This is a genomic window from Alloscardovia omnicolens DSM 21503, assembly GCF_000420505.1.
In the GTDB taxonomy this organism is placed as follows: Bacteria; Actinomycetota; Actinomycetes; order Actinomycetales; family Bifidobacteriaceae; genus Alloscardovia; species Alloscardovia omnicolens.
In genome coordinates, this window is record NZ_ATVB01000001.1 from 176701 (window position 1) to 198338 (window position 21638).

General features: G+C 46.1%; 17 protein-coding genes. 5 read left to right on the forward strand and 12 right to left on the reverse strand.

Annotation, left to right across the window (positions count from 1 at the left end; genetic code table 11):
• Positions 1-37 precede the first annotated feature (37 nt).
• Both G464_RS0100820 and serA read left to right on the forward strand, forming a co-directional pair.
• Positions 38-2323, forward strand: coding sequence for a HelD family protein (locus tag G464_RS0100820; RefSeq protein WP_026472495.1), 2286 nt, complete (start codon positions 38-40; stop codon positions 2321-2323).
• Positions 2324-2333: 10 nt separating this feature from the next.
• Positions 2334-3572, forward strand: a complete 1239-nt coding sequence (gene serA / locus G464_RS0100825; protein WP_022856367.1) for a phosphoglycerate dehydrogenase — start codon at positions 2334-2336, stop codon at positions 3570-3572.
• 100 nt (positions 3573-3672) lie between these two features.
• Here serA and nrdR read toward each other — a convergent pair whose 3' ends face one another.
• Complete coding sequence (gene nrdR, locus G464_RS0100830; RefSeq protein WP_022856368.1) at positions 3673-4128, reverse strand: transcriptional regulator NrdR; 456 nt, start codon at positions 4126-4128, stop codon at positions 3673-3675.
• Between the two features lie 19 nt (positions 4129-4147).
• Positions 4148-4474 carry a LysM peptidoglycan-binding domain-containing protein gene (locus G464_RS0100835; protein ID WP_022856369.1) on the reverse strand — a complete coding sequence of 109 codons (327 nt, stop codon included), beginning with the start codon at positions 4472-4474 and terminating at the stop codon, positions 4148-4150.
• A 146-nt stretch (positions 4475-4620) separates the two neighbouring features.
• Here G464_RS0100835 and lexA point away from each other — a divergent pair, with 146 nt between their 5' ends.
• Positions 4621-5406: a transcriptional repressor LexA gene (lexA, locus tag G464_RS0100840; RefSeq protein ID WP_022856370.1), complete on the forward strand. Its 786-nt coding sequence runs from the start codon at positions 4621-4623 to the stop codon at positions 5404-5406.
• A gap of 85 nt (positions 5407-5491) precedes the next feature.
• Here the strand turns inward: lexA and G464_RS0100845 are convergent, their stop codons facing one another.
• The 4 genes from G464_RS0100845 to G464_RS0100860 form a co-directional block, all read right to left on the reverse strand.
• The gene (locus tag G464_RS0100845) at positions 5492-6454 is read right to left on the reverse strand and encodes an L-lactate dehydrogenase (RefSeq protein WP_022856371.1); all 963 of its coding nucleotides are present in this window, start codon (positions 6452-6454) and stop codon (positions 5492-5494) included.
• Positions 6455-6580: 126 nt separating this feature from the next.
• A complete protein-coding gene (gene hflX / locus G464_RS08375; protein WP_022856372.1) occupies positions 6581-8083 on the reverse strand; it encodes a GTPase HflX in 1503 nt (500 codons plus the stop codon).
• Positions 8084-8181: 98 nt separating this feature from the next.
• Positions 8182-9576: an MFS transporter gene (locus tag G464_RS0100855; RefSeq protein WP_022856373.1), complete on the reverse strand. Its 1395-nt coding sequence runs from the start codon at positions 9574-9576 to the stop codon at positions 8182-8184.
• Between the two features lie 18 nt (positions 9577-9594).
• A complete protein-coding gene (locus G464_RS0100860) occupies positions 9595-10551 on the reverse strand; it encodes a nucleoside hydrolase (RefSeq protein ID WP_022856374.1) in 957 nt (318 codons plus the stop codon).
• Between the two features lie 746 nt (positions 10552-11297).
• Here G464_RS0100860 and G464_RS0100865 point away from each other — a divergent pair.
• Together G464_RS0100865 and hrpA are read left to right on the forward strand one after the other, a co-directional pair.
• Positions 11298-12035: a class I SAM-dependent methyltransferase gene (locus tag G464_RS0100865; RefSeq protein ID WP_022856375.1), complete on the forward strand. Its 738-nt coding sequence runs from the start codon at positions 11298-11300 to the stop codon at positions 12033-12035.
• A gap of 190 nt (positions 12036-12225) precedes the next feature.
• A complete protein-coding gene (hrpA, locus tag G464_RS0100870; RefSeq protein WP_026472497.1) occupies positions 12226-16278 on the forward strand; it encodes an ATP-dependent RNA helicase HrpA in 4053 nt (1350 codons plus the stop codon).
• Between the two features lie 104 nt (positions 16279-16382).
• Here hrpA and glnA read toward each other — a convergent pair whose 3' ends face one another.
• The 6 genes from glnA to G464_RS0100900 are packed head-to-tail and all read right to left on the reverse strand — an operon-like array spanning position 16383 to position 21613.
• On the reverse strand, positions 16383-17720 hold the full coding sequence (gene glnA, locus G464_RS0100875; protein WP_021618133.1) for a type I glutamate--ammonia ligase: 1338 nt from the start codon (positions 17718-17720) through the stop codon (positions 16383-16385).
• Positions 17721-17757: 37 nt separating this feature from the next.
• The gene (gene priA / locus G464_RS0100880; protein WP_022856377.1) at positions 17758-18483 is read right to left on the reverse strand and encodes a bifunctional 1-(5-phosphoribosyl)-5-((5-phosphoribosylamino)methylideneamino)imidazole-4-carboxamide isomerase/phosphoribosylanthranilate isomerase PriA; all 726 of its coding nucleotides are present in this window, start codon (positions 18481-18483) and stop codon (positions 17758-17760) included.
• Between the two features lie 18 nt (positions 18484-18501).
• Positions 18502-19170, reverse strand: a complete 669-nt coding sequence (gene hisH / locus G464_RS0100885; RefSeq protein WP_022856378.1) for an imidazole glycerol phosphate synthase subunit HisH — start codon at positions 19168-19170, stop codon at positions 18502-18504.
• An 8-nt stretch (positions 19171-19178) separates the two neighbouring features.
• Positions 19179-19811 carry a hypothetical protein gene (locus G464_RS09575; RefSeq protein ID WP_021618130.1) on the reverse strand — a complete coding sequence of 211 codons (633 nt, stop codon included), beginning with the start codon at positions 19809-19811 and terminating at the stop codon, positions 19179-19181.
• Positions 19812-20411 (reverse strand): imidazoleglycerol-phosphate dehydratase HisB, encoded by a 600-nt coding sequence (gene hisB, locus G464_RS0100895; protein WP_022856379.1) that lies wholly within the window; start codon positions 20409-20411, stop codon positions 19812-19814.
• 35 nt (positions 20412-20446) lie between these two features.
• Complete coding sequence (locus G464_RS0100900) at positions 20447-21613, reverse strand: histidinol-phosphate transaminase (protein ID WP_021618128.1); 1167 nt, start codon at positions 21611-21613, stop codon at positions 20447-20449.
• Positions 21614-21638 lie beyond the last annotated feature (25 nt).

Consider the following 21638-nt stretch of genomic DNA (forward strand, 5'->3'; position numbering starts at 1 on the left):
GTCAAGCCACTCGTACTCAACACAAGGAAATGCACGCGTGTCCGATTATTCAGAACAACTCCGCGAAGAACAATCCATGGTGGATGTAGCCTATGCCAGGCTCGATGAAATCCGCAAGCAAACTCAAAATCGATTAAGCGAGGTACGTTCACGAGGAGCGCATGGTTCACCTACACAGCGTTCTGAGCGTGACTCTTTTGCCACTATGTATGAAGATCGCTTATACCAGTTGCGTTTAGTGGAAGATAGGCTTGTTTTTGGGCGCATAGATACCGATGATGACACCCGTTTGCATATTGGTCGAATCGGTTTACAAAGCACTGATCATGAGGCCATTGTGGTGGACTGGCGCGCTGAAGCTGCACGTCCATTTTATGAGGCAACTCCTTTACACCGTGGCAATATTGCCATGCGTCGCCATATTACATTGAAGTTCCGTGATGTTATTGCTTTAGAAGACGAAGTCTTAAATATAGATTCAAGTCAAGTTTCACAAGCGTCTGCAAGCGGCACACTAACAGGTGAAGGTGCCTTGCTCGCTTCCCTTGCCACACGTCGCACAGGGAAAATGAGTGATATTGTAGCAACTATTCAAGGTGAGCAAGACCGCATTATCCGCAGTTCTGCCAAACACCCTCTTGTTGTTCAGGGAGGACCAGGAACAGGTAAAACAGCAGTTGCTCTTCATCGTGCTGCTTATTTGCTATACACACATCGTTCTACTTTGCAACGTTCTGGTGTTTTAGTTGTTGGACCATCCCCTGCTTTTTTGCACTATATTGATCAGGTTTTACCATCATTGGGTGAAACTGGCGTTATTTCGCGTACTTTAGGAAATCTTCTACCAGGTATATCTACTGATGTAACTGATAATCCTTTTGCCGCCAGGCTTAAAGGCGATTGCCGCATGGCCGATGTTATTGCTCATGCAGTATCTATGCGCGTGCGTATTCCTTCACAGTTGCCAGTGTTGAAAATTAATGGTGTTCGTGTGCCAATTACCCGTGCAGATATTGAAGAAGCTCAAGGCAATGCTCGTCGTTCGCACCAACCGCATAATCTTGCACGCAATACTTTTGTAAAATCCATGATTTCTTTGTTAACGAATCGTTTTAAGGAACAGTTGGATTATGAGCCCGAATATTCTGAGGTTGAAAATGCGCGTGAAACTATTCGCATGAGTGAAGACGTGAAGCGCACGCTGAATACCGCATGGCTGCCAATGAACGCACAATGGCTGATTAATGATTTATTCTCCAAGTCTCACCGCCTTAAGCAGTGTGCTCCATGGCTGACCGACACCGATATTGCAGCTTTGATTCGGCCATCAGGTTCCGCTTTAACAGTATCGGATATTCCTTTACTTGATGAGGCCTACGAACTTTTGGGACCAGATCCACTCGAACAGCAAAAGGCGAATGCGCGTTCTTCAGCGCAGAGTGCCGAAGAACGCTATGTGAATGAGATGATGGATTCTTTCGGCCTGAAGAATTCTGGCATTTCAGCTCAAACAGTGCTTTCTCATATGAACAACTCTGATGATTCGAGTTTGGCAGAACGTGCTGGAGCAGACCGCGAATGGACGTATGGTCATATTGTGGTAGATGAAGCTCAAGAGCTTACTGCAATGGATTGGCGTATGCTGATGCGCCGCTGCCCTTCTCGTTCTTTTACGATTGTAGGCGATGTGGCACAAACCTCTGCTCTTGGTGGAACACACTCATGGAACCATATGCTCGACCGCATTTTCGGAGCTGATGGGTGGGATATGCATGAGCTTACCGTTGACTACCGTAATCCACAAGAAGTCTCTGATATTGCGGGACGTTTTGCTGCTTCTGAAGGACTATATATTTCTACTGTGTCAGCTGTACGTGCGGTAGACGATAGTGTAGTTATTAAAAAGTTGAGCGATATGCCTGCTGTTATCAGCTCCTCTATTTTCCATACTGTTGATTTACTCACTCAATATGTATCTAGTGATGGATCTGGTCGCGTTGCCCTTATTTGTGACGAGAGTGTGCGCGATGCTGTAGATAAACAGTTGCGTTTATCTCTGAAAAATACTGATGCTATTTCTGAGAATGAGTTTGATCGATTAACATCACAGCCTCGTTGGGATGCTCAAATTGGTGTTTATACACCTACTGAAGTCAAGGGCTTAGAATTTGATGCTGTGGTTCTTATGGAGCCAGGTTTGATTTCTGAAAATAGCCCATCGCGTTTAACTGCTGCTGCTGATTTATATGTGGCTATGACGCGACCAACTCAAAAATTAGTCATAGTTCAGACTCAAGAAGACACTGAGCGTATTTCTTTGTAAGGTAGTAGACATGACCAAAGCATTATTGTTAGAGAATATTCATCCATGCGCTGCTGATTTTCTGCGCAGCAAAGGAATTGACGTACAGACAGCTCAAGGAGCTTTAGACGAAGATGAACTTATTGCAGCTCTTGATGGTGTAGATTTACTTGGTATTCGTTCTAAAACGTCTGTTACAGCTCGAGTATTAGAAGCGCATCCTCATCTTCGCGCAGTAGGTTGCTTCTCCATCGGCACAAACCAGGTTGATTTAAGCTATGCTGCACAGCATGGTATTGCCGTGTTCAACGCACCTTACTCGAATACACGTTCTGTGGTGGAACTTATTATTTCCGACATTATTGCGCTGATGCGTCGAGTTCCTGAGCATACTTTATCTATTCGCGAGCATACCTGGGATAAAACTGCAAAGAAATCGCATGAAGTTCGTGGCAAGACTTTGGGCATTGTGGGTTACGGTAATATTGGATCTCAAGTATCCATTCTGGCTGAGGCTTTAGGTATGAATGTGGTCTTCTACGATGTAGAAGAAAAACTAGCTTTGGGCAATGCCACACGCATGAATTCCATGGAAGAATTGTTACGCATCTCTGATGCTGTAACAATTCATGTTGATGGACGTAAGGCTAATACAAACTTCTTTAATGAGCACTATTTTAGCTTAATGAAGCAAGATGCCGTGTTTATGAACCTCTCTCGCGGCTTTATTATTGATGTCAATGCATTGCATAACCATCTTAAGTCGGGACACTTGAGTGGAGCAGCTGTTGATGTATTCCCTACCGAGCCAAAAACGGTTGGCGATGAATTCTCTACTCCATTAACAGAGATTGCCAATGTTATTCTCACTCCTCATGTGGGTGGCTCTACATTGGAAGCTCAAGAAGCCATTGGCGAATTCGTTTCGCACAAACTCTATGACTACTATACCGAAGGCAATACCTCTCTGTCGGTAAATATGCCACAGCTTAATGTGGAGGCACGTAATTCACGCAAAACACGTGATGGTGAAGCCACAAGCACAAGTGAGAAGATTACACGTATTGCTCATCTGCACACCAATTTGCCAGGTATGCTCGCACAGCTTAACAATGCTTTGTCTGCTAAGAACCTCAATGTTGTTGCTCAATCTTTGGCAACTGAGGGCGATCTTGGTTACGTAGTAACAGATATTACTGGCACGCTGCATGACGAGGATATTGCTGCAGTGGAAGCAATTAACGGCACTGTGCGTGTACATATTATGTAAAATCTGTAGCACATTTCTCGCATCTTTGCGGTCTACATGCAATTGAGGTGTTTTGCTATCTACGTAGATAGCAAAACACCTCAATTTAAGTTAAATGCTACTATTCCTGCGAACGTGCTTTCTTTAAGGAATCTATAGCCTGCGAATAATCATCTAACGAGTTAAAATGCTGGTACACAGATGCAAATCGCATATAAGCAACCTCGTCAAGCTGACGCAGAGGTTCCAAAATAGCCAGACCAACTTCTTCAGCTTTTACTTCCGAAACTCCGCGCGAACGCAGGTCTCGTTCAACGCGAATTCCTAGGAGCTTGAGTTCCTCTTCATCAATAGGTCTTCCCTTGCAGGCTTTGCGTACACCCGATACTACTTTCTCTCGATTAAATGGTTCAGCATTCCCACCGCGCTTAACCACCATAAGCACCATTGATTCTTGGGTGGTAAAGCGTTTAGAACATACAATACATTCACGTCTGCGACGAATAGAATAACCATCCTCGCTTACACGCGTGTCTATAACTTTGGTCTCTTGACTTTGACAAAAAGGACAATGCATGCCTTAACAATAACAGAGACTAAGCCTCAGGTACAATAAGTGTTTGCCCAGCAGTCAATTGATCCGTATCTAAATGGTTTAATTTTTTAATATATTCCATTGTCTCATACACATCTCCTCCCTGTGGAGTGATATCTGCCGCGAAGTTCCACAAGGTATCGTGTGGTTGCACAGTGTAACTGACTGTGTGCACTACTTCATCTTGAGCTGTTGCAAAAGGTATGGTTATGCCCGCAAAACCAACAGCAAGAGCAATACCTAAAGCCCACACAACAATTTTTCCACGACGATTCAAACGTACGCTACCTAGCCCTATACCCTGACTACGTACTGATGTTGTATTCATCTCAATCCCTTTCGAACATTTGTTCTATCGAACGTATGTTCTAATAGTCGCACATATGTTCGACAAATTCAAGATGATTTTCGAACATCCGTTTGATTTTACGGAATTTTCACGATAGAGTGGACATTATATACGGAAGGACACTTATGACTACCACTGCCCTGCATGCTTTTGCCAGTGATTCAGATGCACAACGCGCAGCCGACTTAGGCGTGAAATCTGCACGTCAATTTCAAGTCTATGAGGCTATTCGCGTTCATGTTGCAGAGCACGGTTTTGCGCCAACATTGCGAGAGATTGGTGAATTGGTTGGTCTTAAGAGTCCTTCATCGGTTAAGCATCAACTGCACAGTTTAGAAGAATTAGGACTTCTGCGCATTAACGCCGGTAAAGGGCGTGCAATAGAGCTTATTGAACCTGAGTCTTCTTCTACGTCCCCAGACGCTACTACCACTGAGCAGGAAGATCAGAAGAATAATGTACCGACTGCAAAAGCTACTGTTTATCCATTCTCACAGCGCATTGCATCTAGTGAAGATATCAGCGATTCTATTGCTCAATCACACGATATTCCTTTAGTCGGTCGTATTGCAGCAGGCTCACCTATTACCGCCGAACAACATGTAGACGATGTTATGCGCTTACCGCAACGTCTTACCGGCGAAGGAAATCTTTTTATGCTGGAAGTTCACGGTGACTCAATGATAGACGCTGCTATTTGCGATGGTGACTTTGTTGTTGTGCGCGAACAATCCACAGCGAATAACGGAGATATTGTGGCTGCTTTGCTCGACGACGAAGCCACGGTTAAAACTTTCCGTAAAGATAACGGTCACGTATGGCTTATGCCTCATAATCCCGCCTTCTCTCCTATTGATGGCACCCATGCCACCATTATGGGTAAAGTCGTAACGGTTTTGAGAAAAATCTAGTCTTCTTCGTCGTTAACGTACAGCACGAAGAATGCAAAATGCTCTCCCGAAGGAGAGCATTTTGCATATCTGAAAGTATCAGTTATTAGAAACCGAACTCAGCAGCTGTTGCACGCAAAGTCTCAGCAGAACGAGTCAAAGCAGCAAGCTCAACATCATTCAATGGGGTGTTCAAACGAGTATTCACACCTTCACGGTTCAAAACGCTTGGAACAGACATGCACACGTCAGAAATACCGTGGAAGTTATCCAACAAAGAAGATACTGGAAGAATACGGTTAGAATCCTTCAAAATAGATTCTACGATGTCTACAGCAGACATACCGATAGCGTAGTTAGTTGCACCCTTACCATCGATAATCTTATATGCTGCGTTCTTCACGTCCTGGTGAATTTGTTCACGAACTTCTGCAGTCAAAGGAGCATGGCCTTCAAGTTCTTTCCACTCGAGCATCGGTACGCCACCGATAGTTGCGGACGACCACAATGCTACTTCGGAATCACCGTGTTCACCAGCAATATAGGCGTGAACGTTCTTTACGTTTACACCAGTCTGCTCTGCAATCAAGAAACGCAAACGAGCAGAATCCAAGTTAGTACCAGAACCGAACATCTGGTTTGCTGGAAGACCAGAAAGCTTCAAAGCAACCTGAGTTACAACATCTACTGGGTTGGTGACGAGAATGTAGATTGCATTAGGAGCCACCTTAACCAAGTTAGGAATGATGGACTTCATAATGTTGATGGTAGCGCCTGCAAGTTCAAGACGAGTCTGTCCTGGCTGCTGACGAGCACCAGCAGTAATAACAACTACATCCGCATCGCGGCAAATCTCTGGATCATCAGAACCGCTAATAGAAACGGTTGGATAGAAGCTAGAACCGTGCTGCATATCGAGAACTTCAGCTTCTACCTTCTTGAGGTTAAGGTCTTCAAGCACGATTTCACGTGCAATACCACGCTGAGCTGCTGCGAATGCAATTGTGGAACCAACAGCACCTGCACCGACGATAGCAAGTTTAGTTGGCTTAACTGGCGAAACTGCCATTACTAACCCTTCTTTCATTATTTTTTCATGATGGATTATGTGTATTCCATACGAAAGCTTCATTACTTAGATTAGCGATAGCTCTCTACGAAAAACAGTTTTCCTTTGCTCTTGTGACTGATATCACTAAAGCTCAGAAATATCGTGTTGCGCATGTGCGGCAAGTAAAGCAGCAGCTAAAACGTTATCTACTTCGCACACGATATATGTTCCCTCATTGCGATACTCAATCTCGTGAACTATGCCATTTTCTCGAGCTTGAAAGATTAATTGTCCCTGATTATACGGTATGACTGCTTCTACACGAACACTTGGGGTAGGAAGCAAAGACTCCACATAATTATTGAGTTCTTCGATGCCGTCACTGCTTGCAGCAGATACAAAGAAAGCTTCAGGAGCTAACTGACGTAAACGTTCTAAAGCAGCGTCATCAATTAAATCAATCTTATTAAAAACAATAACCGTAGGCATGCCTGCTATAGAATCAATATCTTCTAAAACATCATTGACGGCATCGATTTGCGAGAACGGATCAGGATGAGAAGCATCAACAACATGCACAATAACATCCGACTGAGCAACCTCTTCAAGCGTTGATTTAAAAGCCTCAACAAGCTGAGTAGGTAATTTGCGCACGAAGCCAACAGTATCCACATACGTAAAGTTTCGCCCTTGAGCTGTTTGCGCACCGCGCACAGCAGTATCCAAAGTGGCAAACAGAGCGTTTTCTACGAGCTCGCTTGAACCAGTTAAACGGTTAATCAGTGACGATTTACCTGCATTCGTATACCCCACAACTGCTACTGAAGGCAAACCAAAACGACGACGAGAGCCACGTTTGACTTCACGAGCAGGAGCCATCTGTTCGATTTGTTTACGTAGCTTCGCCATTCGCGTGCGAATAACTCGACGATCCATTTCGATTTTTGTTTCACCAGGACCGCGCGAACCGATACCGCCAGCTTGTCCAGCAGCCTGACCACCAGCCTGACGAGACAGCGAGCCACCCCAACCGCGCAAACGTGGAAGCATGTATTCCATTTGAGCGAGTTCAACCTGAGCTTTTCCCTCACGACTGGTTGCGTGTTGAGCGAAAATATCGAGGATAACAGCGGTACGATCAACTACGTGCACTTTCGTTACATCTTCTAAAGCGCGACGTTGGCTTGGAGGAAGATCAGCATCCACAATTATCGTATCTGACTGTGTAGCAGCAACAATTCCAGCTACTTCGTTTGCTTTACCTGAACCGATGTATGTAGCTTTATCTGGACGTAAACGATGTTGCAGTACGCCATCAACGACGTCTGCACCTGCTGTTCGCGCTAGAGCAGCCAACTCGCGTAGTGATTCCTCAGCTTGTGCCAAGGTAGTTTCTCGGTTCGACCACACTCCCACGAGCACAACACGTTCCAAGCGAACCTTACGATATTCAACCTCAGTAATATCTTCTAGCTCACCGAGGCCTGTTACGTGACGAAGTTTGTTACGCCCTTCGCGTTCTTCCCAAATTTGTTCGCCTGACAGTCCTTGAACTTCACGCGCAGCTTCATCGCCACGATGTTGGTCGAGCAGAACTTCAGAGTGTTCCCCTAAGAAAGAAGTGGGTTCTAAGACCTTGTCTTCCATAAATCCTTTCCGTTACAACGCACATCTACTCCCTCTATAATAAAGCCACCCGTATCACAAGAATACGAGTGGCTTAGCTGAGGGAATAACGCAAGAAACTATGCAGTAATTTTCTTATGCGTACACATGTAAACAATGAAGCCAATAACGACTACTGCGCCAGCACATAAGAACAACGTTGACATATTTGCTGCTACAGAGCCGTTAGCGATCAAACCTACATGAGACAAGGCATTCGACCCCATAAGAGTACCCAAAATCGCAATACCAATCGACGCTGTAGTGTTCATAAACAGATCGTTCATACCCACACCACGACCGGATTCATCTTGCGTAAGAGTTCCCAAAACGAGGGAAACGACTGGAGAATACAGCATACCTGCGCCTCCGTAGTACAAGCAGGCAGAAGCAGTCAGAGCCAAAGGTCCCATCGCCAAAACAAAAGCGCCGATAATAAAGCCTGAAGCCATCAAAATGCATGCAGTAATCATCGTGGCATGACGTCCAATTTTTCCAACAATCCAGCCGGAACTTGTGCCCACAATTGCAGCAACAATAAATGCCCACACAATGTAATGAGAGGCTGTGCTGGTATCCATCTTATATACTCCTGCTGCCACATTGTTGAACATTGGTGAGTAGAAGTAATTTGGGAAGTAGAACAGCAAAATATAGCCTGTAGCAATCAACCAATTTGTATTCTTAAAGAACTCTGGTGCAACAAAAGGATGGCTAGCCTTATTAATATACACAGCAAAAATAAGGAAAGCAGCAATAGCAGCGACCATATACCACCACTTCATATCAGAGAAGAAGAGAGCTAAGAAGGCTGCACCTAATCCGAAAATAACAAAGCCCCACGCATCAACTTTCTCTCCCGTGCTGGATGTGTCAGGAAGATTCTTCAGCAAAATTGGCAGGAGCAAGATGGTAACAGTTGGAATCAGGAAGAGATAGGACCAGTGAATGGAGCTAAAGAAACCGGCTGCAAAAACGCCGATAGCTGCAGAGAACTGATAACCAGCAGTAAACAGACCAAAGAAAACAACCTTTAACGATGACTTGAGATATTTGGTTGCTACAACAAGGAATGCAGAACCCGCAACCTGTTCACCTGCGGTTTGCAAGACGCGAGCAAAAATAACAATCCACACATTAGGATGGAAGAAGTATCCAGCAACAAAGCCGAAAACCGAACCAATAAAAAGCGTAACAATACCAATAGTTACGAGCTTCCTCAAAGAAACAAAGTCACCCAAAGAACCATAGACGAAGCACACAATCCCCAGAACAATACCTGGAATTGCTGTAATCATAGATGCTTGACTTCCAGCACCCACAGCCTGACCAACCTGTTCGAAAACGAGGTTAAATCCCTGCAAGCACAAAGTTCCCAAAATAAAAGTAATCAACAGAGGAATCAAAGCAGTAACAGCCTGCTCGCTCGTCATAGCGGGAGATTTCTTCTCCACAAATGCATTCGAAAGTGCCATAATCTTCTCTCCTACTCCTTAATGTTCTGCAACCAGAGTGCCAATTCGCGTCATCAGTTCATGAACGAAACGCTCAACATCCACACCCACAGCAACCTTCATGGTTTTAACTGGATCGTTCAAACGCGTTTCATCACCAATAGTGCGACCGCGTGTAGCACCCTCAACATCTACCTTCATATTGATGTCGATCAAAGTAACCAAGCTCGGATCAATAGCAACAGCCACAGCCAAAGGATCATGCAAACCACAGCCACCCAAATGTGGAGATGTAGTTTCATAAGCTTTAATGTAATAATCAACCATATCCGCGTAGAATTTACCGGAATCTGTGCCGGTATCGCGCCACTTTTGCGTATCTTCATAACGCAGCAAGGTCTGAAGTGTCACATCCAAGCCAATCATCGTTACTGAAGCACCAGAGCGGAATAAAATATTGGCAGCTTCAGGATCTTGCGAAATATTTGCCTCAGTCCATGCATTCACATTGCCTGGAACAGTAAGAGCTCCACCCATAATCACGATATTGCCAATTTCATCGATAATACTCGGGTCTTTTTCTATTGCCGCAGCAATATTCGTATCAGGCCCTGTTGGTACATAGACTAAATCTTTGCCATACTTGTGCACAGATTCAATAATGAATTCGACAGCATCTTGCTGCTCAACGTGACGTGGAGAATCTGGAATGTCAACATCTCCAATGCCATTCTTTCCGTGAATAAATGCCGAGATGTCGAGGACTTCGAAAGATTCTGTGGAGCGCGAGTGATCAATACCGCGGAATACAGGAACTTCTGGATGCCCTAAAATATCGGTGATAGCTAAAGCATTACGGGTTCCTTGATCCATAAGTACATTGCCATAGGTTCCGGTAATACCGATAAGTTCCACTTCTGGACTTGCCAATGCGTAGGCAATCGCCATAGCATCGTCCACACCGGTATCGAGATCCAAAATCATCTTCTGAGACATAATATCGCCTTTCGGTTCTGCCGAGTATCCGATCAACGGCGAGTTTGCTGGCACTGCGAGATTTCATGGCGGGACTTTATATCCCCTTCATGTCGTTCTTTATGCGTCACGATAATTGTTCATCACCGTTCATCACCGCATACATGCCGAACGAGCTTCACGCGCATCTCGTATGTGTCGTTGTGCAGGCCCTCCATCGATAAACCTACTCGCAACGCTCCCCATCTTTGGTTAAGCGTTTAATCAATCGGATAAGTGTATAGCATAGCACGTTTTTTGATAGGTGGGGACACGTGTCGGGATACAGGTGACGAATGCAGGTGGCCAATACAGAGCCAAATGCAGGAGCCACATTCTACTTAAGCGATTAATACATCCGATATGCCAGTTTTGATGCACAAAAATGGCTTCATACGTGGCATAGCAGGTGCATTAATCACTTAAGTTGCCCCTGAGCACAAAAACTCAATCCAAACGCGAAATACGTGCTCCGCTTATCATCGCCTAAACCCTATTATGTTCTCTCACAGCTCTTCTCATAACGATATTTCGCCCGGATTTTGTACAATTTTCACAGAGAAATACTGCGGTTATCATATGCATCCGTGCGCTAAAGGGGCGCCACAAACGCAACACAGAGATTAGCGCAGAAAGCAGTCCGTAAAATGCGTAAAAAGCAAAAGCAGCGCATAGCAGTAGAAAACAGCAGAAAACAGCAGCAAGCAGCAGAATAGACAGGACATTCAGTGAGCAAGAAAAACAGTCTGAACAAGCCAAACGAACAGTACTTTAGCGCACAACCATCAACCGAAGATGAGCGCAAAAACATAACTGTTTCTCTACGCGGAACTGACTACGAGGTAACCGTATCTCGCAGTGTTTTCTCCACACATCGTCTTGATTTGGGGACGAAGGTGCTGCTTGACCGCATTCCTTCACCCGATTATCTAGACGATACAGGTGCACAGCACGCGCCACACATCCTTGATATTGGATGCGGTTGGGGTCCCATCAGCATCGCAGCCGCAGCCGAAGCTCCACAAAACGCTGTGGTATGGGCTCTTGACGTCAATGAGCGTGCCGTAGAGCTTACGGATCTCAACGCAAAACGCGCCGGGTATACCAACGTGCGAGCAGGTACAGCAGAAAGTTTCGCTGCATCTTATGCCCAAGAGTGGAGCAACGTTACTTTCGATCTTATGTGGTCTAACCCGCCAATTCGCATTGGAAAGAATGATTTACACACTCTCCTACTCACTTATCTGCCACGCCTGACTGTGGGCGGTCATGCTTTTATGGTGGTGCAAAAACATTTGGGCGCTGATTCGCTGATGTCGTGGCTCGACGAGAATCTCAACGCAACCGAATCGACAGGGACATCGACAGGAACATCAACTGCAACAGAAGAACGCCCTGCATTTGCAGTTTCGAAATTCGCTTCTGCCAAGGGCTACCGCATTATTGAGGTGGAGCACCTACACTAAATACCCGCACTAAATGCCCACACTAAACGGCAGGATAAGTGCTCATACAAAACGCTCGCGATACTCCACCGCACCAAAAGCCCGCGCTAAGCGGCAAGTTAAGTAACAAGATAACCGCTCGCACTAAGCACACACTATGAATACCACTATGAACGATAATATAAGCACACCATCAGTAGCCAAGGATTCACTGCACTTTAGCTATCCCGATGCTCTGCCAGTATCTCACAGCTTGTCCGAGATTACGCAGGCAGTGCGCAACTCACAGGTTGTTATTGTTTCAGGACAAACTGGTTCGGGTAAAACAACACAAATTCCGAAAATGCTGTTGGATATGGGTCGCGGTTCGCATGGTAAAAAAGTTATCGTTACCCAACCTCGCCGTATTGCTGCGCGTTCTGTAGCCGAACGTATTAGCGAGGAACTGCACACTAAGCTGGGCGATCAGGTGGGCTACCGCGTGCGTTTTACCGATGAAAGTTCAGCTCAAACCCGCTTGGTTATTGCCACTGACGGTATTTTGCTCGCTCATATTCAGCATGATCCGCTTTTAAGTGCCTACGACACCATTATGATTGATGAGGCACATGAGCGTAGCTTAAATATTGATTTTTTGCTTGGTTATATTACCGCTTTGCTTCCAAAACGCCCTGATTTGAAGCTTATTATTACCTCAGCAACCATCGATTCGCAGAAATTTCAGGAACATTTTGCTGCGGTTTTAGGCAAAAACGTTCCGATTATTGAGGTAAGCGGACGTACTTACCCTGTTCAGATTGTGTATGAACCTGTGGGCTCTGCCCCCTCTGTTGTGCGTAACCTCAGTGCTTTCAATGGTTTGAACAATACCACTGATGCTAACTCTTCCGATGACGATATGATGGTTTCAACTGCTGTAGCACGCGCCTGCGCTCAGCTGGTTGTTCATTCCACTCATACTAACGGCCCACGCGATATTTTGGTATTCGCGGCTGGCGAGCGCGATATACGTGAGTATGAGCAGGCTATTCGTCGCGCTTTTGGCGCACGAGCTAGTGATGCTAAACGTTCAGATTTCATTGAGATTGTGCCTCTTTTCGCTAGATTGAGCGCGAAAGAACAGCATAAGATTTTTGAAGCGCATACGCATCAACGTATTATTTTGGCGACGAACGTGGCGGAAACCTCCTTAACTGTTCCAGGAATTCGCTATGTGGTTGATCCTGGTTTTGCTCGTATTTCTCGTTATTCGAAGACTGCGAAAGTGCAGCGTTTGCCTATTGAACCGATTTCTCAGGCGAGCGCTAATCAGCGTTCTGGACGTTGCGGTCGTATTGCTGATGGTCTAACAATTCGTTTGTATTCGTCTGAAGATTTCGAGTCGCGTCCTGCTTTTACCGATCCTGAGATTGTACGTACCTCTTTGGGATCAGTTGTTTTGCAGATGCTGGCTGTGGGCGTAGCTCATACAGCAGATGATGTGACTCATTTTGGTTTTATTGATTCGCCCGATATGCGCGCGGTAAGCGACGGTTTTAATGAACTGTTAGAGTTGCGCGCCATTAAGCGCGTCACGTCTCGGCGTTCACGTTCGCAAACTTCACAGCGTTCGAACACTTCTGTGGTTCTCACGCGTATTGGTAAACAGTTGGCACGTATTCCTGTAGATGTGCGTTTAGCACGCATGATTATTGAGGCGAGCCGTTCCACCCCAGATACACTTGCCGCTATTCTGATTATTGTGGCCTTTTTGAGCGTGCAAGATCCGCGTGAACGTCCTGAAGAGCAAAGAGAGGAAGCAGACCGCATTCATAAACGTTTTGCAGATGCATCTTCCGACTTCCTCACTGCTTTGAATTTGTGGATGTTTTTCTATAACCCTGAGCACAAGCTATCGAGTTCGTCCATGCGTAAGCTGTGCCGCTCTGAGTTTGTTCATTTTATGCGCATGAGGCAATGGCATGACTTGTATGAACAGCTCAGTAGCGTATGCAAGGAGATGAAGTGGACTGTTGGTACAGTTCATCCACTTAGGCAACCAAGTGAGCAGATTCTTGCTCTTCCTCAGGCTCAGCAGGCTTCCGGTGCGCTAGCCTACTCGTGGGATGGTGATTCTATTCACCGTGCTATGCTTGCTGGCTTACTTTCGAGCATGGGTATGCAGGTGGTGAGGGAGCCGAAAGCTTCACAGTTTGCAGGCTTAAAGGGCGCTGCTCGGGCTCGTGCTATGAAACGAGCAGCAAAGATGGCGAAGAACGATTATCAGGGTGCGCGTGGAACGCATTTTGCTCTTTTCCCTGCTTCTTCTGTAGCATCATCTACCCCAGCATGGGTTATGGCTGCTGAGCTTGTTGAAACTTCGCGTTTATGGGCGCGTTCCTGTGCTGCGATTGATCCTGCTTGGGCGTATGATCTTGCTAAAGATTTAACACGCACCTCGTATGGAGCTCCTCACTGGTCTGGTTCGGCTGGTAGTGCTGTAGCATCGTCTACAATTCATTTGTATGGTTTACCGATTATTACCGATAAAACTGTGCAATGGGGTCGTATTAACCCTGCTGAAGCTCGCGACCTATTAATTCGTCAGGGTCTGATTGAAGGCGATATTACGCGCCGCTTCGCTGGAGACGAGTTTATTCAGTCGAATATGGATGTGCTGGAGCAGGCTCAAGAAGAAACGCATCGTACGCGCGTAATTGCTGATGTAGTCTCTGATCAAGATCTCTATGATTTTTATGATCATGTTCTTCCTTCCACTATTACGAGCGTCGCACAGTTAGCTCATTGGTGGAAAACGGAACGTCATGAGCATCCTCATCTCTTGACTTTTAATCCTGATAAAGTTGAGCGTTTACAAAACACTCAATCAACGGATTTAGCGGATTATCCAGACCGCTGGCATGTGCGCGGTAGTGATGGTACTGCTTTTGCTTTTAAATTAAGCTATAAATATGATCCACATGCTGAAGATGATGGCGTAACCGTGCATATTCCTCTGTCTGCTTTATTGCGTGTGCAAGACAGTGATTTTACATGGACTGTTCCCGGAATTCTTGACGATTTGATTGTGCACACTATTAAGTCACTTCCTAAAGCTTTGCGCGTGCAGTTCGTTCCTGCTCCCCAAACCGCACAGAAAATTCGTGCTGTATTAGATGAACGTTTTACTGCTTTTCCAGGTAGCGAGCAGGCTTTAGATGAGCAAATCCCTGACTTTACGCATGCTTTTACTCAGGCTGCGATTTCTGTGACTAATGCGCAACTGCATCCTGAAGATTTTAGTCGAGATCAAATTGAACGTTTGCCTGGTTTTGTGCGCCTGAATTTTGCCGTGGAGTCAGATCCTGTACGTTCTGCACGCGGAAAAATCAAAAGGAAAGCTCAGGTTCTTGCCACGTCAAAAAGTTTGAGCGATCTGCAGCAACGTTTTAGCTCTCAAGCGCAAAAATCAGCGCGACACACGATTTCTCGTCAAGCTCAGCAGGCAAGCCAAGCCGGTCAAGAAGTCAAACGTGTTGATTTGCTCCATAACGCAGGCGTAACAACTCAGTTACGTCAAGATATGCTATGGTCAAGCGCTCTCGATGCTGTAAAACTTCCTGCAGATCGTATTCGCTCACGTTGGCTCGGCACAGAAGCGTTGATTTTGGCGTCTGCGCCGTACTCGTCTATAGACGCTTGCATAAATGATATGCAGATGGCTGCGGTTAAGCGTTTACTGCCACATATTGAGTCTATTGATTCAGACCGTGCTTTAGCTGAAGATATTTCCGGTATTATCAACGTATTTGAGGATACTGTTTATGCAGTTGCACGCGATGTTATGCAGATTTTGCAGTCCTTTGCTGCTGTTGAGCAGTTAGTATCTGGTACGGCAGATTTACCGCTTTTATCTGTTCTGCAGTCTGTGCACGCTCATGCTCATGCTCTGGTTAATGATGGTTTTATTGCGCGTACTCCTGCTGACTCTTTGCCGCGCATCGCTCGCTATTTGAAAGCTGACTGCTTGCGTATAGAGAAAGCGAAGGTTAATAAAGACCGCGATGTGCAGTGGGCTTGGCAGGCAGATGAAGCGTATCAGCTTGTTCAGTCTGCCAGAGCTCGGGCTGATAAAACCCCGGCAGGGCCTGTTCATGATTCTGCTGAACATACTGCTGAACAGGTGCGTTGGATGTATGAAGAATTCCTTGTATCCTTATGGGCGCAGGAATATGGAACAGCGTATCCTGTCAGTTTGAAGAGATTGCGCAAAGCTATGGATTAATAGCTACTTCGGATTTCAGCAGGAGTTACCTCTACTGCATGCGTTATATTCGAAATCGAAAGCAAAGGGCTGTAACACTGTTCGTGTTACAGCCCTAATAATAATTACAGGCGAGGCAGATACTTCTGCAACTCATATGGAGTAACCTGCATACGGTACTCCTCCCACTCTTTGCGCTTATTGCGCAAGAAGTATTCGAAAACATGCTCGCCAAGCACAGATGCTACAAAGTCGGACTTTTCCATCACCTTTAAAGCAGTATCCAAGGAATCTGGCAGAGGCTGAATACCCATAGCTAAACGCTCTAAATCAGTCAGCTCCCAAACATCATCACTGGTTGGCTCTCCCAACTCCATGCCCTGCTTAATGCCATCTAAACCAGCAGCTAAAAGCACAGAATAAGCCAAATATGGGTTAGCAACAGGATCCAAACCGCGGAACTCCATTCGTGCGGAATTACCTTTGCCTGGCTTATACTGTGGAATGCGCAACAGAGCAGAACGATTGTTATGTCCCCAGCAAATGAAGCTTGGAGCTTCTGCCCCGCCCCACAAACGCTTATAAGAATTAACATACTGATTAGTAACAGCAGTAATTTCTGCAGCATGATAAATCAAACCAGCAGCAAACTGACGTGCTGTTGTGCTCATATTGAATTCTTGACCTGCCTCATAGAAAGCGTTAGCGTCACCTTCAAACAAGCTCAAATGTGTATGCATACCTGAACCTGGCTGATCAACCAATGGCTTCGGCATAAAGCTGGCATGAATACCGCGCTCCAAGGAAATTTCCTTCACCACGGTGCGGAAAGTCATAATATTGTCGGCAATAGCCAAAGCATCGGCATAGCGCAAATCAATCTCGTTTTGACCAGGACCTGCCTCATGATGGGAATATTCAACAGAAATACCCATCTGTTCAAGCATATTCACTGCTGCACGACGGAAATCCATTCCCGAGCTGCGTGGCACATGATCGAAATAACCGCCAGAATCGATAGGCACTGGAGGCTTGGAATAATCGTCCTGATGTTCGAACAAGTAGAATTCGATTTCCGGATGCACGTAGAAGGTAAAGCCCATTTCCTTAGCCTGATCCAGCGTGCGCTTGAGCACGTAGCGTGGATCGCCGAGCGAAGGCTGACCTTCTGGCGTAAGCACATCGCAGAACATGCGTGCTGTGCCCTGAGGGCCGCCTCGCCATGGCAAAATCTGGAAGGTGGTTGGATCTGGACGCACAATCATGTCGTCTTCCGACACACGTGTTAAGCCCTCAATAGCCGAACCATCGAAACCAATACCCTCTTCGAAAGCGTCCTCCAACTCGGCTGGAGCAATCGCCACAGACTTGAGCTGACCCAAAACATCGGTAAACCATAAACGGATAAAACGTATATCCCGTTCTTCTACAGCACGTAATGCGAATTCTTGTTGCTTATTCATATCGCTATTATCTCAATCAAATGTTTCTATTATGTGTTCAGGAGTTCTGTGTCAATTCCAAAGCCTCTGGCAAGGTAAAAGCGCCAGAATACAAGGACTTACCTAAAATTGCAGCATCCACACCTTTACCTATTGTAGACAGTGTCTTCAAGTCGTCAAGCGTGGAAATACCTCCGGAAGCCGTTACACGCGCATCCGTATGATCTGCAACCTGAGCCAGCAAATCAACATTCGGGCCAGACATCATGCCATCGCGGTTCACATCAGTTACTACATAGCGTGAGCAGCCAGCATGATTAAGCACATCAATCATCTCGAATAAATCACCACCCTGGCTTGTCCACCCACGACCAGCTAAAGTAGTGCCACGCACATCCAAGCCCACCGCAACTTTCTCCCCGTAACGAGAAATAACCTGCGCTGTCCATTCAGGGTTTTCCAATGCAGCAGTACCAATATTCACACGAGCAGCTCCAGCCTCAAAAGCGGCTTCAAGAGACGCATCATCGCGAATACCTCCGGAGAGTTCAATATGAACGCGCGATCCAAGCTGTTCCACAATATCATGGACTTGTGCGCGATTATTGCCTGTTCCGAAAGCAGCATCTAAATCCACCATGTGAATCCATTGCGCGCCCTGATCTACCCATTGCACAGCAGCATCAAAAGGGCTGCCGTAATCAGTTTCCGAACCTGACTCACCTTGACGCAGGCGCACGGCTTTGCCATTACGCACGTCCACAGCAGGAAGAAGAGTGAGCATAGAAATCCCCCTCGTTTATCATTTTTCGTTAAAAGTAGATACCCAGTTTTTCAGAAGTTGTGCTCCGGCTTCACCTGATTTTTCTGGATGGAATTGTGTGGCCGCCAACGAGCCTTTTTCTACAGCCGCAATAAAAGTATCGTTGCCGTATGATGCAGTAGTTATGCGCGCCTGCACTGGCTGTGTAAAGGCATCCTCATGTGTAGCCACGCCGATTGGGGAGCCATCAGCATGAGCGTGAGCAGCGTAGGAGTGTACAAAATAGAAACGCTCAGAGGCAATATTGTTAAAGAGGCTGCTGGAATCTGGTGCTTGAACAGTATTCCATCCCATATGTGGAACGACCTGAGCATCCAAGAGGTTGACTGATCCTGCGATTAAACCTAGACCCTCGCAATATACTGAGCGTTCGTTTCCTTCGTTAAACATAACCTGTTCGCCCACACATACACCTAATACTGGCTGAGAGTGAGCAATACGTTCATAGACAATATCGTCACCGCCAGCAGCACGTAATCCCTTCATGCAGGCGGCGTATGCGCCTACACCAGGAACAACAAGACCATCAGCGTCTAAGGCTGCTTGGCGATCGCTTGTAAGTTCTACGTCTACGCCAATATTGTCGATAGCGCGCACCATGGAGCGCACATTTCCAAAACCATAATCAAAAACAACTACTGAAGGCACACGCTCTCCTACTCTTCGTCTTCATCGTTGTGGTCTTCTAAGAATTCCATATAAGGCATAAGGAATTCTTTTGCTTCTTTATTAGTACGGAAGTCACGCGAGTCTGCCTGCACATACCCTGCTACATCAAGATCTTCGATTTTTTGAGCTCCAATCAGCAAATCTTCAATAGTGGGGTCGAAAGCTTCGAGGAAGAGAGGTGCAATCTGTTCTTCCGGATGGCACTCACCGGCGAACCAGATTGTAATCTTTAACCTATCAGCACGATTCACACACAGAATAGCGCCAACACCTTCCATTGCTCGTGAAATAATGGATGCTGTCTGCTCTGGACCATCGTCTTCAAGATCGCGCAGTATGGCAAAGCTACCTTGATTGTATTCCACACAATGTGCGTCAATTCCACAGCCCTTACAAAATGCCGCCAAAATACCAGCTTTTGCTACATTCGTTAGTAAAAGAGCTACCTTCGCTTTATTACCGAGAATTCCTTCTAGCTCGTCATTAAAATGTGGGTCAATCAGATTATCATCGAGTTGAGCGCCAAAATCATCAGAGAACTGCTTCTCTATGTCTGCAAAAGCAGCATTAACCTGAGCATCGCTCAAATCATCAGAGGAGTCTTTTTTCTTATTAGTCATTTAGAGAGCTCCCTTAGTGCTTGGAATACCATCGACGCGCGGATCGACACTGACAGCAGCACGCAAAGCTCGCGCAAGAGCTTTGAACTCAGCTTCTGCAATATGGTGAGGATCGCGACCGGATAGCACGCGCATATGCAAGCAGATACCTGCATGGTAAGCAATTGATTCCAGTGCGTGGCGAACCAAGGAGCCAGTAAAGTGTCCGCCAATCATAGCGTATTCAAAACCTTCTGGTTCACCTGAGCACTGTGCATAAGGACGTCCAGAAATATCAACAACACACTGTGCCAATGCTTCATCCAAAGGCACAAGACAATCAGCAAAGCGCGTAATCCCGCGCTTATCTCCCAAAGCCTGCTTAAGAGCTTCACCGAAAACGATAGCAATATCTTCTACTGTATGATGCGCGTCAATATGTGTATCACCTGTAGCCTTAATCGTTAAATCTATCAACGAATGCTTACCCAAAGCAGTCATCATATGATCATAAAAAGGTACAGAGGTATCAATCTGAGTTTTTCCTGTGCCATCTAGGTTAAGGCTCAACTCAATTGATGATTCGCTTGTTGTACGTGTAATTGTTGCGGTACGTGCCATATCCGTCCTCTTTCCTCGTGCGAGTGCTATGCTCTTTATAAGCCTGAAGCATTTAACTCGTCAAGAACCGGCAGAAAAGCTGTTCTAAACGTTTCCATTTCTTCGTCTGTTCCCATGCATACACGCATAAATCCGTCTGGACCGACTTCTCGGATAAGTACTCCGCGTTCGAGCAGTTTTTCGAAAACAAGATGACGGTTATTGAAACGACCGAACATAATAAAGTTTGAATCGCTGGCGGCTACCTGTAGTTTTTTGCCATGATAGACCTGCTCAGATAGCCATTGGGCAGTTTCATCGCGCGTCTGTCGTAAGTGCTGTACCTGGCTGAGCTGTTCATCAGTATGATCGAGCGCGGCTAGAGCAGCTGCTTGAGTTAGCGCGCTTAAATGATATGGCATGCGAACAATACGTAACGCATCGATAGCGCCTTGAGAGCCTGCGATATAACCTACGCGAGCGCCCGCATATGCAAAAGCTTTGGATAGCGTGCGGCTGACAGCGATATTATCGTAACGCTCGATGAGCGTATGCGCGCTAGGAACGCCTTCGCGCCGAAACTCTGCGTATGCTTCGTCCACAATAACGATAGGATGTGCGCCCTCTGCAGCACCAACTACTTCCACGTTTTGGCACGCTTCGGCAATGCGGGCGATATCATCGACATCTATAGGTGTTCCTGTTGGATTATTTGGGCTGGTAATCAGAACAATCGCTGGGTGAATATCTTTAATGGCAGCAATACCAGCTTCTACGTCTACAGTAAAATCATCAGCTCGGTTTACCGTTGTCCACGTGGTGAAGGTATCGCGTGCATATTCAGGATACATGGAGTAGGTTGGAGCAAAGCCTAGAGCAGTGCGTCCAGGACCGCCGAAAGCTTGGAAAATCTGCAACATGATTTCATTCGAACCGTTTGCTGCCCATAGTTGCTCGGTTTCTAAGCTCACGCCAGTTTCACGCTTCAGATACGTGCACAGAGCTTCACGCAAAGCAATGTGTTCACGGTCTGGATAGCGATTGAGTGTAGGCGCAATCTGACGAATGCGTTCAACAATAGACTCAATAACTTGTGGGCTTGGTTCGTATGGATTTTCATTCACATTCAAACATACAGGAACATCTAATTGTGGAGCACCATAAGGCTCCTCCCCTGCTAAATCGTTACGCAGTGGAATTGTGCGTGGAATGCTTGAGCTCATAATTCTCCTTGAGATGTGTGTATGC

What these genes read in the sequence shown, in the direction of transcription:
- serA (WP_022856367.1), top strand. Translation starts at nt 2,334, where the DNA reads ATGACCAAAGCATTATTGTTAGAGAATATTCATCCATGCGCTGCTGAT.
- nrdR (WP_022856368.1), bottom strand. Translation starts at nt 4,128, where the DNA reads ATGCATTGTCCTTTTTGTCAAAGTCAAGAGACCAAAGTTATAGACACG.
- G464_RS0100835 (WP_022856369.1), bottom strand. Translation starts at nt 4,474, where the DNA reads ATGAATACAACATCAGTACGTAGTCAGGGTATAGGGCTAGGTAGCGTA.
- lexA (WP_022856370.1), top strand. Translation starts at nt 4,621, where the DNA reads ATGACTACCACTGCCCTGCATGCTTTTGCCAGTGATTCAGATGCACAA.
- G464_RS0100845 (WP_022856371.1), bottom strand. Translation starts at nt 6,454, where the DNA reads ATGGCAGTTTCGCCAGTTAAGCCAACTAAACTTGCTATCGTCGGTGCA.
- hflX (WP_022856372.1), bottom strand. Translation starts at nt 8,083, where the DNA reads ATGGAAGACAAGGTCTTAGAACCCACTTCTTTCTTAGGGGAACACTCT.
- G464_RS0100855 (WP_022856373.1), bottom strand. Translation starts at nt 9,576, where the DNA reads ATGGCACTTTCGAATGCATTTGTGGAGAAGAAATCTCCCGCTATGACG.
- G464_RS0100860 (WP_022856374.1), bottom strand. Translation starts at nt 10,551, where the DNA reads ATGTCTCAGAAGATGATTTTGGATCTCGATACCGGTGTGGACGATGCT.
- glnA (WP_021618133.1), bottom strand. Translation starts at nt 17,720, where the DNA reads ATGAATAAGCAACAAGAATTCGCATTACGTGCTGTAGAAGAACGGGAT.
- priA (WP_022856377.1), bottom strand. Translation starts at nt 18,483, where the DNA reads ATGCTCACTCTTCTTCCTGCTGTGGACGTGCGTAATGGCAAAGCCGTG.
- G464_RS09575 (WP_021618130.1), bottom strand. Translation starts at nt 19,811, where the DNA reads ATGACTAATAAGAAAAAAGACTCCTCTGATGATTTGAGCGATGCTCAG.
- hisB (WP_022856379.1), bottom strand. Translation starts at nt 20,411, where the DNA reads ATGGCACGTACCGCAACAATTACACGTACAACAAGCGAATCATCAATT.
- G464_RS0100900 (WP_021618128.1), bottom strand. Translation starts at nt 21,613, where the DNA reads ATGAGCTCAAGCATTCCACGCACAATTCCACTGCGTAACGATTTAGCA.